This is a genomic window from Acidobacteriaceae bacterium (assembly GCA_028283655.1).
In the GTDB taxonomy this organism is placed as follows: Bacteria; Acidobacteriota; Terriglobia; order Terriglobales; family Acidobacteriaceae; genus Granulicella.
The window spans coordinates 222,661-239,451 of sequence record JAPWKE010000003.1; the positions used below are offsets into that span (position 1 = coordinate 222,661).

General features: G+C 51.3%; 14 protein-coding genes. 7 read left to right on the forward strand and 7 right to left on the reverse strand.

All coding sequences use genetic code 11. From position 1 onward, the window contains the following. The first annotated feature begins 766 nt into the window (after window positions 1-766). Window positions 767-1,669 (forward strand): sensor domain-containing diguanylate cyclase, encoded by a 903-nt coding sequence (locus tag PW792_03750; GenBank protein MDE1161044.1) that lies wholly within the window; start codon window positions 767-769, stop codon window positions 1,667-1,669. Between the two features lie 374 nt (window positions 1,670-2,043). Further along, a protein-coding gene (locus tag PW792_03755; protein MDE1161045.1) for an IS3 family transposase occupies window positions 2,044-3,242 on the forward strand; the annotation gives its coding sequence in 2 pieces (ribosomal slippage) (window positions 2,044-2,308 and window positions 2,308-3,242; 1,200 coding nt in all). On the opposite strand, the gene PW792_03760 is transcribed toward PW792_03755, so the two are convergent. The 5 genes from PW792_03760 to PW792_03780 all read right to left on the reverse strand — a co-directional run bounded on the left by PW792_03760 (window position 3,239) and on the right by PW792_03780 (window position 5,511). Beyond that, window positions 3,239-3,661 (reverse strand): response regulator, encoded by a 423-nt coding sequence (locus PW792_03760; GenBank protein MDE1161046.1) that lies wholly within the window; start codon window positions 3,659-3,661, stop codon window positions 3,239-3,241. The two genes, PW792_03755 and PW792_03760, sit on opposite strands and share 4 nt — an antisense overlap. 84 nt (window positions 3,662-3,745) lie before the next feature. Continuing rightward, on the reverse strand, window positions 3,746-3,946 hold the full coding sequence (locus PW792_03765; GenBank protein MDE1161047.1) for a GlsB/YeaQ/YmgE family stress response membrane protein: 201 nt from the start codon (window positions 3,944-3,946) through the stop codon (window positions 3,746-3,748). Between the two features lie 136 nt (window positions 3,947-4,082). Beyond that, window positions 4,083-4,472, reverse strand: coding sequence for a LysM peptidoglycan-binding domain-containing protein (locus PW792_03770; GenBank protein MDE1161048.1), 390 nt, complete (start codon window positions 4,470-4,472; stop codon window positions 4,083-4,085). Between the two features lie 86 nt (window positions 4,473-4,558). Further along, complete coding sequence (locus PW792_03775; protein ID MDE1161049.1) at window positions 4,559-4,981, reverse strand: YidB family protein; 423 nt, start codon at window positions 4,979-4,981, stop codon at window positions 4,559-4,561. A 59-nt stretch (window positions 4,982-5,040) separates the two neighbouring features. Next, window positions 5,041-5,511, reverse strand: coding sequence for a DUF3761 domain-containing protein (locus PW792_03780; protein ID MDE1161050.1), 471 nt, complete (start codon window positions 5,509-5,511; stop codon window positions 5,041-5,043). Window positions 5,512-6,121: 610 nt separating this feature from the next. Between PW792_03780 and PW792_03785 the strand changes: the two genes are divergently transcribed. From PW792_03785 to PW792_03795, 3 genes are read left to right on the forward strand one after another with little or no spacing between them, the layout of a single operon-like run. Next, window positions 6,122-6,754, forward strand: a complete 633-nt coding sequence (locus PW792_03785) for a sigma-70 family RNA polymerase sigma factor (GenBank protein MDE1161051.1) — start codon at window positions 6,122-6,124, stop codon at window positions 6,752-6,754. Beyond that, on the forward strand, window positions 6,751-6,996 hold the full coding sequence (locus tag PW792_03790) for a hypothetical protein (GenBank protein ID MDE1161052.1): 246 nt from the start codon (window positions 6,751-6,753) through the stop codon (window positions 6,994-6,996). Before PW792_03785 ends, PW792_03790 begins: the two co-directional genes overlap by 4 nt. A gap of 34 nt (window positions 6,997-7,030) precedes the next feature. Next, window positions 7,031-7,810 carry a mechanosensitive ion channel gene (locus PW792_03795; protein ID MDE1161053.1) on the forward strand — a complete coding sequence of 260 codons (780 nt, stop codon included), beginning with the start codon at window positions 7,031-7,033 and terminating at the stop codon, window positions 7,808-7,810. Between the two features lie 41 nt (window positions 7,811-7,851). On the opposite strand, the gene PW792_03800 is transcribed toward PW792_03795, so the two are convergent. Next, on the reverse strand, window positions 7,852-9,366 hold the full coding sequence (locus PW792_03800) for an alpha-L-fucosidase (protein ID MDE1161054.1): 1,515 nt from the start codon (window positions 9,364-9,366) through the stop codon (window positions 7,852-7,854). Window positions 9,367-9,943: 577 nt separating this feature from the next. Between PW792_03800 and PW792_03805 the strand changes: the two genes are divergently transcribed. Both PW792_03805 and PW792_03810 read left to right on the forward strand, forming a co-directional pair. After that, window positions 9,944-12,304, forward strand: a complete 2,361-nt coding sequence (locus tag PW792_03805; GenBank protein MDE1161055.1) for a hypothetical protein — start codon at window positions 9,944-9,946, stop codon at window positions 12,302-12,304. A 461-nt stretch (window positions 12,305-12,765) separates the two neighbouring features. Beyond that, window positions 12,766-14,265 carry an alpha-L-fucosidase gene (locus tag PW792_03810; protein MDE1161056.1) on the forward strand — a complete coding sequence of 500 codons (1,500 nt, stop codon included), beginning with the start codon at window positions 12,766-12,768 and terminating at the stop codon, window positions 14,263-14,265. Between the two features lie 808 nt (window positions 14,266-15,073). Here the strand turns inward: PW792_03810 and PW792_03815 are convergent. After that, a complete protein-coding gene (locus PW792_03815; protein ID MDE1161057.1) occupies window positions 15,074-16,726 on the reverse strand; it encodes a family 20 glycosylhydrolase in 1,653 nt (550 codons plus the stop codon). Between the last annotated feature and the right edge of the window lie 65 nt (window positions 16,727-16,791).

Here is a 16,791-nt window from a genome sequence, read left to right on the forward strand (position 1 = left end):
TCAAGTATTGTGGCTACGGCTTACCGGAAGCGACAAACAAAGACGTGCCAACACCCATCTCAGCCTCTACAGTTACGATTTACATCTGGCATTAGCTGGCTGCAAGCCAATAGTCGCGCTGATGTGACTTGTGGGAGCATCTCAGCTGAAGAATTGCGTCTTGGGCGAGAGCTTAAAGATCAGATTCCGTTCGCACGCCTGCATAACCTGATACGAATGTTAAGCCTCTATCCGACGCACTCCCTTTTCTTGCAAGACAAGAAGATTCATGACGCGATGGAAAAGGTTATTGGCACACGTGCGCAACTCGGCCGCCTGAAAGCTCAATGCGATAAGGCGAATGTTTGCATTGTCACAGGAATCACTCAACAGCGACTCGTCCGCATATACAGCGGCGTGCCGAAGCAATCATTTACAAAAGCGCAATCACGTTTTAGCCGCAGCCTTGCCCCCTTTGTTCCTTCCGCAGGCCAATGCTTGAATCTACGGGTTACGGGTAATATGGCCGTACTCGAAGAGTGCACTGCGTCGCGAAGGATTTATGTGACTTTCAGAATGATTTATCTGTCTTGATTGAAGGGAGATAGATTTATGACAGCCGTAGATATCTTTGATGCGTGGGCTGTGTACACGTTTTGGCAAATTCAACACCTGAATCTTCACTTGCTTGGCTAACGAGAACATAAATGGGTTTATCTCTAAATCCCATGGGAGAGCAATACGTGATCATGCATGTTCAAACCGCGCTCCTTGCGAAGGATTGATAATGAGTCCTCATTCTGAAGACTTTCGATTCTTGGCTTCAAACAGCGCTGACGTTATCTGTCGATGCGATGTCAACAGCGTTATGCGCTATGTCTCCCCGTCTTCAACTCGCGTCCTCGGTTGGGCGCCGGAAGAGATGACGGGCAAGCGTATCCTGGACTTCGCTGTGATGGACGATATTCAACTACTGACGGCTGCAGTGGCGCAATGGCATGCACCTGAAATCAAAGCGAATATCGTAGTAGCTCGATTGAAGAAAAGAGATGGATCAATATGCTGGTATGAAATTCACACTGGGATCGTTCATGATGAAGCAGGTTATGCAACCGGTGCGGCAGTCGTCATAAGAGACACTTCGGAGCGAAAGTTGCTCGAAGATAAGCTTATTGTATTGGCCTCCACGGATGGTCTCACGGGACTGGCAAACCGTCGTTCGTTTGATGAAGCTCTGGAGCGAGAATGGGCACGTACGTTGCACGATGGTTCAAAAATATCGTTGATACTTCTCGATATCGACCACTTCAAGAGATTTAATGATTGTTATGGCCATCAGGCAGGTGATTCTTGCTTGCGTGATATAGCCACAAGCATCATGAGCACTGTGCGCAAGACTGATATTGTTGCTCGCTATGGAGGTGAAGAGATAGCTATTATTCTCCCCGATTGTGGAGCGGCAGAGGCCACGGCTATTGCGGAAAATATCAGGCAGGCAATTGAACGTTTAGAGATACCTTATAAAGAGGCTGCTACGGGTACGAATATCGTCACTGCAAGCCTTGGTGTCACTACATCTATTGCAAGCGGTAGTGACGTTCTGCTGGCGCCTGAGGCGCTTATCCAGATTGCAGATAGGGCTCTTTACATGGCCAAACTGAGCGGCCGTAACACAGTAGCCACGGCATAGCTAAATGAACTTGGTTCCCCAAATTATTGAGTCGAACGCTATTGTATCCGCCCAGAGGGATGTCAATCGAACAAATATTACTTGTTAAAAATTATACTTTTTATTATTTATCGTAAATTTCGTATGCAACTTTTTCTGCATAAGAGTATGTGAAGTATTATCGGTTACCAATTCGCTACGTAATGCTTATTGAACGCATTCTGTTGATTAAAACTGAAGGGCAGATGGGTTTCTCAATCAGATCGAAGTGAATGCCTTGAAGTTTGTCTAGCGATAACTTATCAACAAATCGCATCTTTCCTGAAAAGAACATGGTCTGCCCGGCTTGATTTGTACCAGTTGTAATCATTGGAACTGGATACAAGGAGCTGGTTATGGCAAGGAAACGGCATACAGCTGAGCAGGTGGTGAACCTGCTTCGGCAAGTGGAAGTAGGGATCGCGAACGGCAAGACGACTGTTCTTGCGTGCAAGGAAGCGTTGATCACAGAGCAGACGTACTACCGCTGGCGCAAAGAGTACGGCGGTCTGCAGGTGGACCAGGCGAAACGGCTGAAGGAGTTGGAGCAGGAGAACTCGAAGCTGAAGCGCCTGGTTGCGAACCTGAGCCTGGAGAAGCTGGTGTTGAAGGACATCGCGGAGGGAAACTTCTAAGCCCTGAGCGACGGCGTTGTGCGGTGGATCATGCTCAGCAGAAGGGCATGAGTGAGCGCTGGGCGTGTCGTGTGGTGAAGCAACCGCGCGGCACGCAGCGTTATCGACCGACACAGCGCGAAGATGAAGATCAACTCACACAAGCCATCGTTGTTCTGGCCGGCCAGTATGGCCGCTACGGTTACCGGCGCATCACGGCGCTGCTGGTGCATGCGGGCTGGAAGGTGGGCAAGGATCGCGTGGAGCGCATCTGGCGTCGCGAGGGGCTGAAGGTACCGAAGAAGCAGAAGCCACGCGGTAGGCTGTGGCTCAACGATGGATCGTGTGTGCGGCTGCGGCCGATGCATCGCAACCATGTGTGGAGCTACGACTTCGTCAGCGTGCGAACGCATGACGGCAGGACGGCGCGTACGTTGAACCTGATCGACGAGCACACACGTGAGGCGCTCATCGTAAAGGTAGAGCGGCGCTGGTCGAGTGCGAAGGTGATCGAAGCACTGGCTGATGTGATGGTGAGCAAGGGCGTGCCCGAGCATCTTCGCTCGGACAACGGACCGGAGTTCGTGGCGCATGATCTACGTACATGGCTGGCCAAGACAGGAGCAAAGACGATGTACATCGAACCCGGTTCACCGTGGGAGAACGGTTACTGCGAAAGCTTCAACTCGAAGATGAGAGATGAGTTCCTGAACGGTGAGATCTTCTACTCGCTGAAGGAACTGCGTGTGCTGGCCGAACGCTGGCGCAGGCATTACAACACCGCCAGACCGCACTCATCACTAGGCTACAGACCGCCGGCGCCAGAGGCCTGGCTAGCATCCACTGTTCGGCGGCAAGAGGAGCCGGTCGCTTCGCTCCCAGCTCCTCTTACCGCCTTATCGTGCATCGATCTGAACTCAGAAATCGTTGCGCTACACTAACAATCCAACTGGTACAAAAGATCGGTCAGGCCAAACACAATCTGAATCATCGGGTAATGCTTCTTCATCTGTACCACGAGCTCTATGCCACTCATTTCGGAGCCCAGCGTGTCCGCGATAAGGCAATCGGGTAGAAAGTCCGGTGCTCTTTCAAGAGCTTTCTTGCCACTATAGACCACAGATACGAGAAACCCAGACCTGCACAGAATTTCTCCCAGTGTATCGGCAACAAGTTTTGCATCGTCAGCAATAAGAATTCTGAGTGGCTCGTGAGGGGTTGTTCGAGTCAGGTTTTTCTTAGCAGAGGTATGCATATGTAGGTCACTAAGCATTTCAGTAGCGGATAGATATGATGACAACATCGGTTCGTTCCATGCAATGTTCGATTGCAGATCTAAATTACTTCTAAAAGCATTCATACTAAAACCCGTTCCGTCTCATTACGGGGAGGCGTACGGGACCACTCCTGCGTGATCTTTAACCGACCACGCAGGAAGATCATCTTAAAATCTAGACGACTGATTACCCGCTGTCCTTCGTATTCTCCAGGTAAGTATTATGGATCCCAGGAATGCGGCGAACACTGTATAAAGCAAGCCTTCATCATCAGCGAAGCCGCACATACGCATGACTATACCTCCGACTAGAGAACCCACAATGCCGACAACGATATCCGGTAGGACTCCATAGCCATGGCCCTTCATGATTTTTCCGGTGAGATAACCCGCTATGAGACCCACAAATAACCACCAAACAATAAACATGGACTCGTCTAGACTCCTTCATAAATATCTTTGGCCAGTGATCAAGATAAAGACCGGGAAGACCTCCCCGTCTCGATCAAGAGAGAACAGGAAGCTGGATCGTCTGTCCGATCGAAATAGAATCAGGTTGGATACCATTGATCTCGGCAACTTTGAGGTACTTGTTTGCGTTGCCATAGAAGAGAACGCAAATGGCACTAAGCGTATCTCCTTCTTGAATCATGTAGGGTTGATTCTCTGGACCTGCCGTTGCAATCTCATGATGCAGATCGGCGTATTGGGGATCTACATGTTTGATCGTGTCCCATATTCTGTTGGCAACAACTACGCTAGGCACAGATCCCTTAATATGGAGCTGCTCTCCGTCGAGGTCGACGACTTCAACAGTCGCGCCGTAGGGCGAAAACTGATCCATTTTCTCCATTACTGGAGCGTATTTCTGCTTTAACTGTTCAAGATCGGCCATAATTCTTACCCTTATCTCTCGTAATGATGGAGCGGTTAGATGTAAATCAATTGCAACTCCGGAACGCGTTTGGAGTTGCAAGAACGTCAAAGAAGTTTTCCAAGTATGGATTGCAGCAGGCTTCCTGAATCGGGCACTGGGATGCCCGTTGGGGTTCCGTCCTGATCTGTATGGCCATTCGTCACAAAGTGATGGATCACGAGAGGAATTAGAGCTGCCAAGCCGATCTCAATGACATTCGGCGGTAGACCAGTACGCTCTGAGATCTTTTCAATCACACCCGTATTGCCTAGCCCTTGCTGAATTTGATCAGGAGTCGCGTGCTGAGACTCCCCCGTGGACCACTGTTGCACTAAACCGCCCAGACCATTTTGCTGAAAGGCTTGAAAGATACCTGAAATACCACCAGGTGCGTTCTCAAGCTCTTGTATGAGGCCACTACCCACCGCTGCAGTGTCGCCATTGCCACGCTGTTCTGTTAAAGACGAAACGATATCCAAAATTCCCATAATTTTTCCTCTCTATTCCACTTTGTAGTTCCAATATCAGTGAGAAGCCCATCGATCGGCTATTTCGAGCAGGTTTTGTTTGCATCAGGATGGAAACCCTTTGTCTTAGCATCAGCCTCGGACATGTATGCACCCTTCTTGGTGGTGCCATAGAAGCGAGTGCCCGAACAGTGGTAGACCTTGGTCGCTGTATTCACCCAGACCATACCGGGGCCAGCGTTGGACCTAGAACTGGTAGTTGGGAGCTTGGTGTCGGGTACATTTGATGTACCGACTGAATTGCCTTGATTGCCGCTTGCTGTCGTCGCAGTCATAGGTTTCGTGGCGACATTTGTAGAGGCTGTCACGTACCAAGTCTTTACGCCCTTATGTCCGCTGCAAGCCCCCGACTTCTTGGCGTTCTGCGAATACGTCCCGTCGTTGCACAACCCTGTCGACCCTGCAGGAATAGCTGATGAAGTTTGGGCATTAGAACTGATACACGCGCCAATGGAAGCTATAGACAGTACCGCTGCGAAATAAAACTTCATTTTGAACTCCACGTATGTATCGTGCGGTAAGGGAGATTCTGCACGACTGCCCTTTAGCGCGTCGGCGAAGAACTCAGGAAAAACGTAGAGCACGGGCAAACTGCGCTGTTGAATCCAGCTGTGCGCCTGATCAGTACTGCGAAATCAGTAAATGACCTCCGAAATTTGCGTAGAACTCGTATGAATATCTATCAAAGAATGAATGACATGAATCTCCTTCTGTATCTATAAGAAGCAGAGCCGTCGAACCGTTTTGATGGCCGCGCCGTGGTGAGCATTGTTGCCTTTTTGATACAGCCTGCCGTCATGGGGAAGTAAAGGAATGCATGAGCATAATATCTAAGGAGTCAAATTCAGTTTCAGTAAATATGTCTTTAGTCAGATTTACTACATCGTTTATGAGCGATGAGCTATGAGTTCCTTTGAGCAGCATTCTGGAGGTTCTCCTCGTGCGATCTGCGATCTCTGTTTCACTTGAAAAGACAATAGTGCTTGAGAGAAAGTAACACGTTGAAGAACTTAAGAAAGGTTATGAGAAGAAAAATAGCGGTCTATACAATTAGGTTGGGTTAACCAACAATTTGGTTGTAGGGGTACAGGAGAACGTGAGATGCTGAACTCGATGAATGGCACTCCTACTGGAAGATCTGATAGGGCCCCAGACTCGGACGAAGAGCTCGTATCTCAGGCAACGCAAGCAGCCGAAGGTGATTTTCGCGCCTTCGAAGAGCTAGTTATGCGTTATCAAAAGCGTGTTGTTGCCAATTGTCGATCAATCACACGAGATGTCAATAACGCTGAAGACTTGGCGCAAGAAGTCCTCGTCAAAGTTTTCTTTGGCCTGCGTGGATTTGAGAAACGATCTTCTTTTGGGCATTGGCTGAAACGCATTAAGATCAATCATTGCCTGAATCACCTCAAAAAGAATTCCCAGTCTTTCGTTGATGTTGGAGACCCGGAAACAAGCGAGTTCGAAGAACTCAAAGTGAAGGTCACAGCAGAAGGAGTTGCTGGCGCGATGGGTGAAAAAAAGCTCATCAGCTCCGTATTGGAGTCGATGCCGCATACTCTGCGGATTCCGTTAGTTTTGTGCGACATGGACGAGCTGTCCTACGAGGAAGTTGCGAAGTCTTTGGGAATCGGACTTTCTGCAACGAAGATGCGGATCAAACGTGCGCGTCAAGAGTTTAGGATCCGATACGAGAAAGCACGTTCGATGAGCACCATTGTAGGGAAGAAATGAATACCCATTCTGAAGATGATGGGCACGAGGTGGATCCAGGAGAGCCAGTAAAGGAACTGGCTGGGTTCGAGTATGACACCTCAGCTACGCTCCTCGGGAAGGTTCGACGCGCTATCGGGAGACGGGTGGTGATGGCGCAGGTTACTTCGTTTGCATTTGAGATGCCATCGTCTGTTTTAAAGGAATTTGGGTCGGTATTGATTGAGTCATTGAGTGCTAACGGCACCAAAAAGGATAATTAAGGTGAGAGAGAGACTGGTTGAGGCGTTTAGTCACTTGGGCAATACGATCCTGTCCGCTATTCCTAAAATAGCTGTGGGATTTTTGCTGGTCGTCGTGGGTGTGATTGCGGCGAAGCTGATTGAGATCGTATTGCGAACTCTTCTTGTGCGCGTTCGATTTGACGGCTTAATGGAAAAAACCGGTATCGATAAAGCTCTGCAGCGAATTGGTCTTCGCAAACAACTGAACGTATTCATCCCAAAGCTCGTCTATTTTCTGGTGTTGTTCTTGTTGGCAAAGACAGCCAGCGATGCGCTTGGCCTGATTGCCATTTCCAATGCGATAGGCGCGTTTTTTTCTTATTTACCGAATGTAGTTGCTGCTCTTTTGCTCTTGATCTTGGGTACTACGCTCGGACAGTTTGCAGGTGAGACGGTAACGCAGGCAGCTGAAAACTCCGGCATCGAGTCAGCAGTGGTGTTAGGGAAGCTGGCTTCATCTTTGATCGTGTTCGTCGTTGCCATGATGGCGATTGCACAGCTCAAGATCGATACGGAAATGGTACGAATCGTGACTAGCTTCTTTCTTGGAGCAGGCGCGCTAGCGTTTGGCCTAGCGTTTGGCCTGGGGTCGCGAGATATCGTCCAGAACATTATGGTTGGTTTTTACGCTCGCAAGATGCTTGCGGTTGGCAAAGATCTGGAGATTGCCGGACAGAGAGGAACTCTCACAGCGATCACTGCGACTCATGTGATTCTGGACAACGAAGGAAAAAACATCGTTATTGCGAACTCCAACCTTCTCGAAGCTGCTTACAAGTCTTCACATGAGTAAGAGGAACAATCGTTTTGAGTGAATCGATCCATCATTATGGCCTAGTTCAGTTCCTTGTCGTGGAGTGAATATATGCCGAGCTCAGACAGCGCAATAGCCACGGGAGAATTCGTTACTCGAAGCCGCAATCGCTGAGTTTGCACTGGTTGATCCAGACGGATAAGCCTGCAGGGGCCAATGCTGGTAGCTGCTGCAATGGGAACCCAATGATCGTCCTGCCATCGATCTACCGCGACGCCGGCAATCCTCTGGCCGAGCGCGATAGCTTCGCGGAGACGGAGGATTGCAATCTCCACAGGCTTGTTGTACTGAACGATTAGCTCGGGTGTATGGACGTTGTCATCCGTCGCCCAGAAAGATGATTCGTTCCCATCGACAAGGCAAGCAGCGCTATAACGTTTTTCTTGGCCCCGAACGTTTGAGGGGATGAGTAATGCTTCCGCCGCAAGATTTCGGCTGAACATCTTCTCGATACGCTCATGAAATATGGCTCCAGACGTTGCATCTTGAGGAGCTATACGTCCTTTGCGGTTGGACGGGAAGTTCAAGAGCAGGCTAGCGCCTTTCCCTACCGATTCGAAGTAAAGGTCAACAAGGTTATCGGGTGTGCGAACTTCGTCGTCTTCTGATAAGTGATAGAACCAGCCAGGGCGAATGGAGACATCGCACTCTGCTGGCTTCCATTGATCTCCAAAACGAACCCCGTTCGGAGGCTCCAAGTTCGTATCTGCTGAAGCATGAATGTCCTCTGCTTGATGCCCTTTGACTTTTGGTGTGCCGTAGGTCGCCCAGCAGGTATTAGCGGCGATGCCTTTTTCGTTACCAATCCAGCGGATATCACCTGTCTTTCCGAAAATAACAGCATCCGGTTGAAGACGACGAACGATGTTCACAATCGTTGGCCACTGGTAGTACGTGGCTTTGTCGATAAGGCGCTTCTCTCTTGCGCCGCCGTAGTAGCCATCTCCGCCATTTGCACCGTCGAACCATATCTCAAAAATGGGTCCGTAGTTCGAAAGAAGCTCGGTGATCTGTGCTCGATAGATGGGCAAGTACTCAGGTTTGCCATAGTATGCGTTGTTGCGGTCCCAAGGGGAGACGTACACGCCAAATTTGAGGCCATGCTGACGAGCAGCAACTGATATGTCTCGAACGACATCGCCTTTGCCGTCTTGCCACGAACTATGGCGGATGGAGTGTTCCGTCGTCTTTGTGGGCCAGAGGCAGAAGCCGTCATGATGCTTGCAGGTGAGTATGACCGCCTTCATACCGGCTCGCTTGAGATCGAGAACAATTGAATCGGCGTCGAAATCTGTCGGGCTGAAAAGGTTGGGGTCTTCGTCGCCGCTGCCCCACTCACGATCGGTGAAAGTGTTCACCGTGAAGTGTAGAAAGGCATAGGTTTCGAGCTTATGCCACGCGAGTTGCCTGCTAGAGGGCAAAGCTCCAAACGGTTGTAAAAGCTGACGCTCCGTAGGCTCCGCCGGCAAGTAGCGGCTGGCTAAGGAGAGAGTTACCCCGGCGAGAAGCTGGCGACGTGTTGTGTGCAATGCCATTCCTTAGTGTTCTGAGAGGATGTCAAGCTCAAGATAGTCGACTAGTGAGACCATCGCCTGAGGGGTATGCTAAACAGAAATAATAGGGTGGGCCTATAAACGCGACAATATGTCAAAAGATATACTTCCTGCTTCTCGAGAGAGCATCACTCATCGATTGTGCAGAACCACAAAAAGTGTGTTGAGCGCTGCGTTACATTAAGAATCGATAGGCACAAAACGGAGGCCTAAAAGGCACCCGAAAGATGCAGGCGGATGCAGATGGCATTGCGATCTCTAATTGCAATAAGAAAAGCCAAGTCGCAATCAAGGCACTACGGGAATAATTATTTAAAATGGTTGACCCCGACTTAAGCCAGATTGCATACATTTTGCTACAACACCTAGAATCTGACTCTTAGAAACCAAATTAAAATGGTCTTCATCGAGTTCCAGCGCGAATCTGAGCATGTTCGCAGTGACTTCGTGGACCCGAGAGCAGGAAGTGATGCGTCGGAGTTGGCAGTGGAATCTCGTTTTGCAGGTAGGAATTGTCTGTGTTGGGATGATATGTCTCTCCGGTTGCGGATTCTCGGGAATGTCCGCAAGTAGCTCGTCGGATATGGTGACCGGTGCAAAGCTACAAGGGAATGTGCACGGTGGACAGCAACCTGTATCTGGAGCAACGATTCAGCTTTACCAAGTGGGGACGACAGGTTACTCCAGTGCCGCCAAGCCGCTTCTTACGACGACAGTCACAAGCGACTCAAATGGAAACTTCAACCTTACCGGTGACTATTCCTGTGAGACGGGCGGGTATGTTTACCTCACAGCCTCGGGCGGCGACCCAGGCTCTGGAGCTAATAACGCTTTGGCGTTGATGACGGCGCTTGGTCCATGTGCCTCACTCACTTCGACCACGTACGTCTCCATCAATGAACTGACTACTGTTGCCGCAGCTTATGCGCTGGCTCAGTTTGGACGTCAGTCTACCTTTGGTACCACCCTTATTCAGAAGGCGGGGGCGGCAGCCAGTGGATCAACTGCCGCAACGGCGCCAGCAGATAATTTCTCGACCTCTGCGGCGAATATTCAGGGACTGGTGAACGCTATGAGTACGGCTAGCGTTCTTGTGAACCCGAACACAGGTGCTGCGCCGGGAAATAACTCCAACGGCACGGCCACGGTGGAGTATTGGACGCTGAATCTCCTGGCCGATATGCTCGCTTCGTGCGTGAATAGCAATGGTTCAACAGCATCGGGATCGAACTGCAGCACACTCTTTAGTGATGTCACTCCATCCGGCTCGACAGCTCCAGCAGACACGATTCAAGCGGCGCTGTATATGGCTCTGAACCCCAACCTTGGATCTACTGCAATTTCGTCACTGTATAGCCTGGTGACGAGTACGCCGCCCTTTGTTCCTGTACCCGCGTCTGCGTCTGCAGTAACGGACCTGACCGTGGGTATTGCGTATACGCCGGTGAACCCCTTTTCCGCGGCTAAAGTACTGAGTGTTCCAAATAGCCTCGCGGTGGATGGTGCCGGCAATGTCTGGGTTACGAACATTGGCACGGGATACCCCGTGACAGAGCTTGATCCAATAGGAAATCCGGTGCAAGCTGGTTCCGTTTCCGGCTATTACTCTGTCACCAATTACAGCGTGGGTGGGACGAGCACGGCGATTTCCGGAGGTGGATCTTATGTTCCTACCACCAGCAGTGCAGCCGGCGTTTCCATACCGTATAGCGTGGCCATCGACACGATCGGTAATGCCTGGATAGCTGACTACAGTGGCAATAGTATTTTTATGATTACGGGATCGGGTGGTATTGCTGGCGGTGCGAATGGTGGCGGCGCAACGTGTGGTTCTGCAAGCTGCGGATCGTCCTCTGCTGTTGGCTATAACATCCAAACTTCGGGTGGACTTGCAAATAGCTATCCAACAGCGGTCGCTGTTGATGGAAGCAATAATGTCTGGTTCACGATGAATGGCAGTACGACGCCGACGGGTTCATGTGGCAGTCTTGGTCTGGCGAGTAAGGGGATTGGTGAATTTGTTGCGGGCTCCTATGGCACCTATGTGCAGGGTGGCTGGGGAACGACAACGTCGTTGAGTATTGCTCTCGATTCGGGAACGAACGACACGTACACTCCGTCCGGAGGCAGTGCGACGACGATCCCTGGTTCGCCTTTCGTGTGGACCATCGGAGAGCAAGGTGGCGGCACTTTAGACGGACACTCCTACTACGGCCAGATCGGTCAATACTATCGGAGCACCTCCGGATCGACCATTAAGCCTGGCTGCTCGTCGACGCTGAATTTCATCTCGAGTGCAAATGCTTCAACTACACCCACGACAAAGATCCCCACTCTTACGAGTGGCAGCGACACGATCAATGCCATGGGCACGCCTTATGCGTTGGCGTTTGATCACTCTGGTGCAATTTGGATCGTGAATAACTGGTACAGCGACACAAGCGAAGGAGTCGCTCATAGCGTGACAAAGGTGGTGCCGGGTTATGGAACTGCATTCACCGCAGCGTCGGCAAGCGCAGCGTTTACTTTTTCGAACTACATCAGTCTCGGCTCGGCTTCTTCGACGCTGACATCGACACAGTTTCTGGCTGTTGATGGAGGGGGCAATGTCTGGGTTACGGGCTCCGGCTCTGGCACGGCTGCGACGGCTGCCATCATTGAGTTGAGCAATAGCGCCACGCTTATCTCTTCGAGCAAAGGGTTTGTTGGTGCGTCCTACACCTCAGGTTCCACGACATCGCAACGCTTCTCTCTAGCGAACGTCAATCATGGTGTAGCTATTGATGGCTCCGGCAACGTATGGATCGCCAACGGCAGTGCAGGTTCTGGCACTGTCACAGTGGTAGTAGGGGCTGCAGTTCCTGTAGTCACGCCGTTGTCTGTTGCGGTGGGGAACAATACGGTCGGTACGATGCCTTAGCTAGAGGACGTGTCAGTGTTCTTCCATTACGGGATAGTTTGTCTCGGCGAGCGTTGTCCATAGTCTAGTCTCAGCCAGTACGTAGATATCTGCGTACTGGCTGAATGCTAAAAGCATATGGACCCGGGATCATCGGAAGTGGAGTGGCATTGTACCGATCTACTTCGGTGTAGGAGCTCACCGAGAGACCTAGGCAAATGCGGCCGTTGTGTGGTCTTGGCGCAAGTATGGATGCTTGTCTGGTTATGGCGATCAGTGCTTCCGCTTGTGTGAAGGTTCGTAAAATAGTGTCATGTCTACGGAGGCTGACGTTCTGGTCGAGGCGTTTGCGGGACTCAATCGGAACGCTCGTGCAATGCGGATGCTTACAACTTGTGGCCTATTGGTTCGTCCGGCTCATGATCTCTATACGTGGCCAATTATCTATCGGTGTCTTCGCTGGTGGATTGTATAGAGCACAAGTGAACGGCTTCAAATATGACGGTGCTTCACAAAGGAGAAGATACGTGTTATCACGCAGGGATGCTGTAAGGCTTGGGATTGGAGTTGCTCTAGGAGCACGTACAGGATTCGCTTGGCGGAACAGAGGCGGATTAGCCTCTTCGCTTGGTAACCTTACTGAAGACGAGCGCATGCGTTGGTGGGAAGAGGCTCGCTTTGGCTTGTTCCTGCACTGGGGACTCTATTCTGTGGCTGCAGGGGATTGGAACGGTAGGCCAGCCAAAGGCGCGGAGCACTTCATGCTCTATGAGCGTATTCCGAACAAGGAGTATGCCAAGCTTGCCGCAGGGTTGACTCTCTCGGAGTATGACCCTGAACAGTGGGTTATTGCGGCGAAGCAAGCGGGCATGAAATACCTCGTGATTACGGCGAAGCATCACGAAGGATTTGCAATGTTTGATTCACCGAGCAATGCTTACAACATTGTGACGTGCTCTCCCTATGGCAAAGACCCGATGAAGCCTTTGGCGAAAGCGTGCCACAAGCATGGGATGAAGATGTGCTTCTACTACTCACTTGGCAGGGATTGGCAGGACCCGGATGTCCCCACGAATTGGCCTGTAAAAGGCGGGCGTAGCAATACCTGGGACTATCCCAACGAAGATGGTAAGGTGTTCTCGAAATATTTCCGGCGCAAGGTGCTTCCGCAGGTATCGGAGCTTCTGACACAGTATGGCCCGGTTGGCGTGATGTGGTTCGATACGCCGGAGACGATTAGTCGCGATGAAAGCATTGAGCTGAAGGCATTGATTCGTAAGCTACAGCCGGCCTGCATCATTGATAGTCGAATCGGCAATGACCAGGGCGACTTTACCGTTGCGGAACAGCATCTCGACCGCGGTACCCCGTCAGGGCCATGGGAGGCCTGTATGACGATGAGCAAGAACTGGGGGTATAACAAGCACGATCAAAACTATAAGACTCCTGAAGTATTAGTGCGGGACTTGATCGAGGTTGTGTCTGCGGGAGGGAACCTGTTGTTAGACACGGGGCCAACGGCACAAGGCACTCTGACTCCGAAGGCTCTTGAGGATATGAAGAGAATTGGTGCATGGATGGCGGAGAATGGTGAAGCTATTTACGGTACTCACCCGTGGATTGTGCGCACGGAAGAGATAGTAAGCATGAAGCCTGCAACGTCTGGAGCTGCGATCACAACCTCGTCGGAGGCGGCTGCAAAGGATGCTGTCAACGATGCAACGCCCACGCAGCTTCTATCTGATCTCCGATTTGTGGCGAAGGGCGAGGATGTATTCGTCTTCGCGCGAAGCTGGCATCAGCCTACCGTGACCGTAAAAACCTTTGCTGCCCATGGGATTGGTGTAAAGAGCGTTGAGCTGCTTGGTTACAAGAAGCCTGTTCTCTGGATGCAAGAGAAGGATCAGTTGAAGGTTGAGTTACCGAAGGACGCGGCAGCTTCGATTCCGGTGCTAACGTTACGTGTGACGCTTCGAAGCTAGCTGGCGTCGAAGCGCAACTAATGCGCGACTCCCTATGTACGGTGAGCTCGAAGACTTCTGCCTGAGAATCGTTGTGCGTGTTCGCTGATGGCGCCTTTAGTCTGGTTCCCTTCGGAGAGAGGATTTGGACTTTGCCGTCTCGCGACGGGCGGATGGTTGCTGTAGTCGTGCCATCGCACCAGACGATATCCACAGTAAATCCTCCGCGAGCATGCAGTCCGCGCACCTCTCCTTGCTTTCATGAGGTGGGTAAGGCGAAGTTCGTTTCCGTGGCTTTGCAGGAGCCTCTCGGTGATCGCGGCTGTCGTTTCGAAGTTTGCATCGATCTGGAAGATGCCCTTATCACCGGGCCCCTGTGCGCTCAGCAGCTTGCTTTGGCTGTCGTGCTTTAAGGAAGCCGAAGATGGATTGAAGGGCGGCGTCTCCGTCGTGGAGTCGAGCTTAAAAGCACGTCACCCATGAGCGGCTCCAACCGGTATAAGCATCGGTGTATCTGGCTGAGTGGCGAAATCACTGTATCCCGCTGTCGGCGTGATAATCACCGTGACGGCGCTCGCTGCATCGATTCGGAGACTGGCGTTCTCTATAGAGCCTTGAGCTGTTTCTGTTCCTCCGTCGAGCGAGACCCGGATACGCACCGCGAAGTACATTCCTTTGAAGGGACGTAGCTGCGGAGATCGAGGTTGATATAAAGCTTCGACGGTTGAATATTCAGAATTATCCTAATTTTTTTTTAGCTGCTACACAGCCGGCTAGATAACGCAGCCGTTAGAAGGAAAGTCAGCCGTAGGAAATCGGCGCGAGATCGTTAGTTTGCCTGAATGGAGATACTTCGGACGAGTACTTTGATTGGCTCGGTAATGGCAAGGATCATTGTGGCGTGTGGCTTCTCGTCATCGGTCAGTGAACGGAGCGAAGTATCTTGCCATGCTGGCGTGCCTTTGCGATTAATCTCCATAAGATTCAGCGCAGAGAGGCCGATCTTCGCAGCGTCTGTAAGTGCAGCTGATGCAGATGCTAAATCGCTTGTGAGTGCGGATTGAGAAAGCGTAGGTTCAAGCATCGCGCCGTTTTGCTTCCATACCGTCAGGAGCTCTCTCGCTCGCTTCAGATCTTCTGGGGATGCATTCCTCTTTGAGATTTGATTGCAAAGCGAGGTGAACTCCCGAGCGAGCATGCTTTCAGGAGGGATTGCGTCAACCATGTGATTTAGCGGTATGAAGGAATTATAGCTACCAAGGTAGGCTCGTCCATGCTGCTTCGGCGGTTCTTCAACATCGGCCAGCGTCTTCAGAAGGGGCATGTTCTTTCCGTTGGATAGCCGTTGAAGCATTCGCATATAGGTCTTATGCGGGCTAAGGCCGTAGGCTTCGAGTATGGGCGACTCCTGATCCATGCGGCGGTACAAATCATTGACGTCCTGTGTTGCTTCGCGAGGAGACCATAGGCGTTCGGCAACAGCTTCTACTCTTGGCCAGATGCGGCTCTCGACGTTCTCTTCGGAAACATATTCGGTCCACATCGCTGCTTCGCCGCCAAGGATGTTGGACTGCTGCTCCTGCGTGAGTTGAAGTGCTTCCTTTGGTAGCGGATCGATAGCATAGTGATCCGCTGCTGGCAGATTGAGATCGAGATAATAACCCTTCGAGAGGATGACCTTGTGGCCACTGCGTGCGGCTTCAAGGAGCTGCTTCGGCCCATGCCACGATTGAATGACCACGTCCTTCGCTGTTTCAGGTTGAAGGATCTCTTCCCACCCGAGCGGAATCTTGCCGTGCTTCGCAACGATTTTCTGCACTCTCAAAGAGAAGTAGGCTTGCATGCCTTTGTCATTTACTATGCCGTGCTGCTGCATATAGCGCATGATGCGTGGGTTTGTCTTCCACTCCTTCCCATTGCACTCGTCGCCACCGATGTGAAGATAGGCATCAGGGAAGATCTCGGTAATCTGGGTGATGATCTTGTCGATGAAGCGATAGGTCTCTTCACGCGTAGGATCGAGCGCGGGGTTGAAGACGCCCCACGTTCTTTCGATGGAGTATGGCCCTGACCCGCTGCCAAACTCGGGATAAGCTGCCAGCATCGCGCTGACGTGTCCTGGCATGTCGATCTCGGGCACGACTCGTATGCCACGATCATGCGCGTAGGCAATGACCTCGAGCATCTGCTCCCGCGTGTAGAAAAGTCCATCGGAACCATCTGCTGTGAGCTTGGGGAGCGAGTGGAGTTCGGCACGGAAGCCTTGGTCGTCGGAGAGATGCCAATGGAAGACATTGAGCTTCACGGCCTCCATACCATCGAGTGTGCGCTCTATTAGAGAGACTGGCATGAAGTGACGACTGCAATCGAGCATGAGGCCGCGCCAAGGGAATCTTGGCTGGTCGTCTATCGTGATCACAGGGATATAAAAGCCTGCGGGGCCAGACGTGACGAGTTGGGTCAGTGTCTGCAGCCCATGCATTGCACCGAGCGGAGTTTTTGCGATAAGCTTTGCGCCCTGCTCCGTAACGACTAGCTGGTAAGACT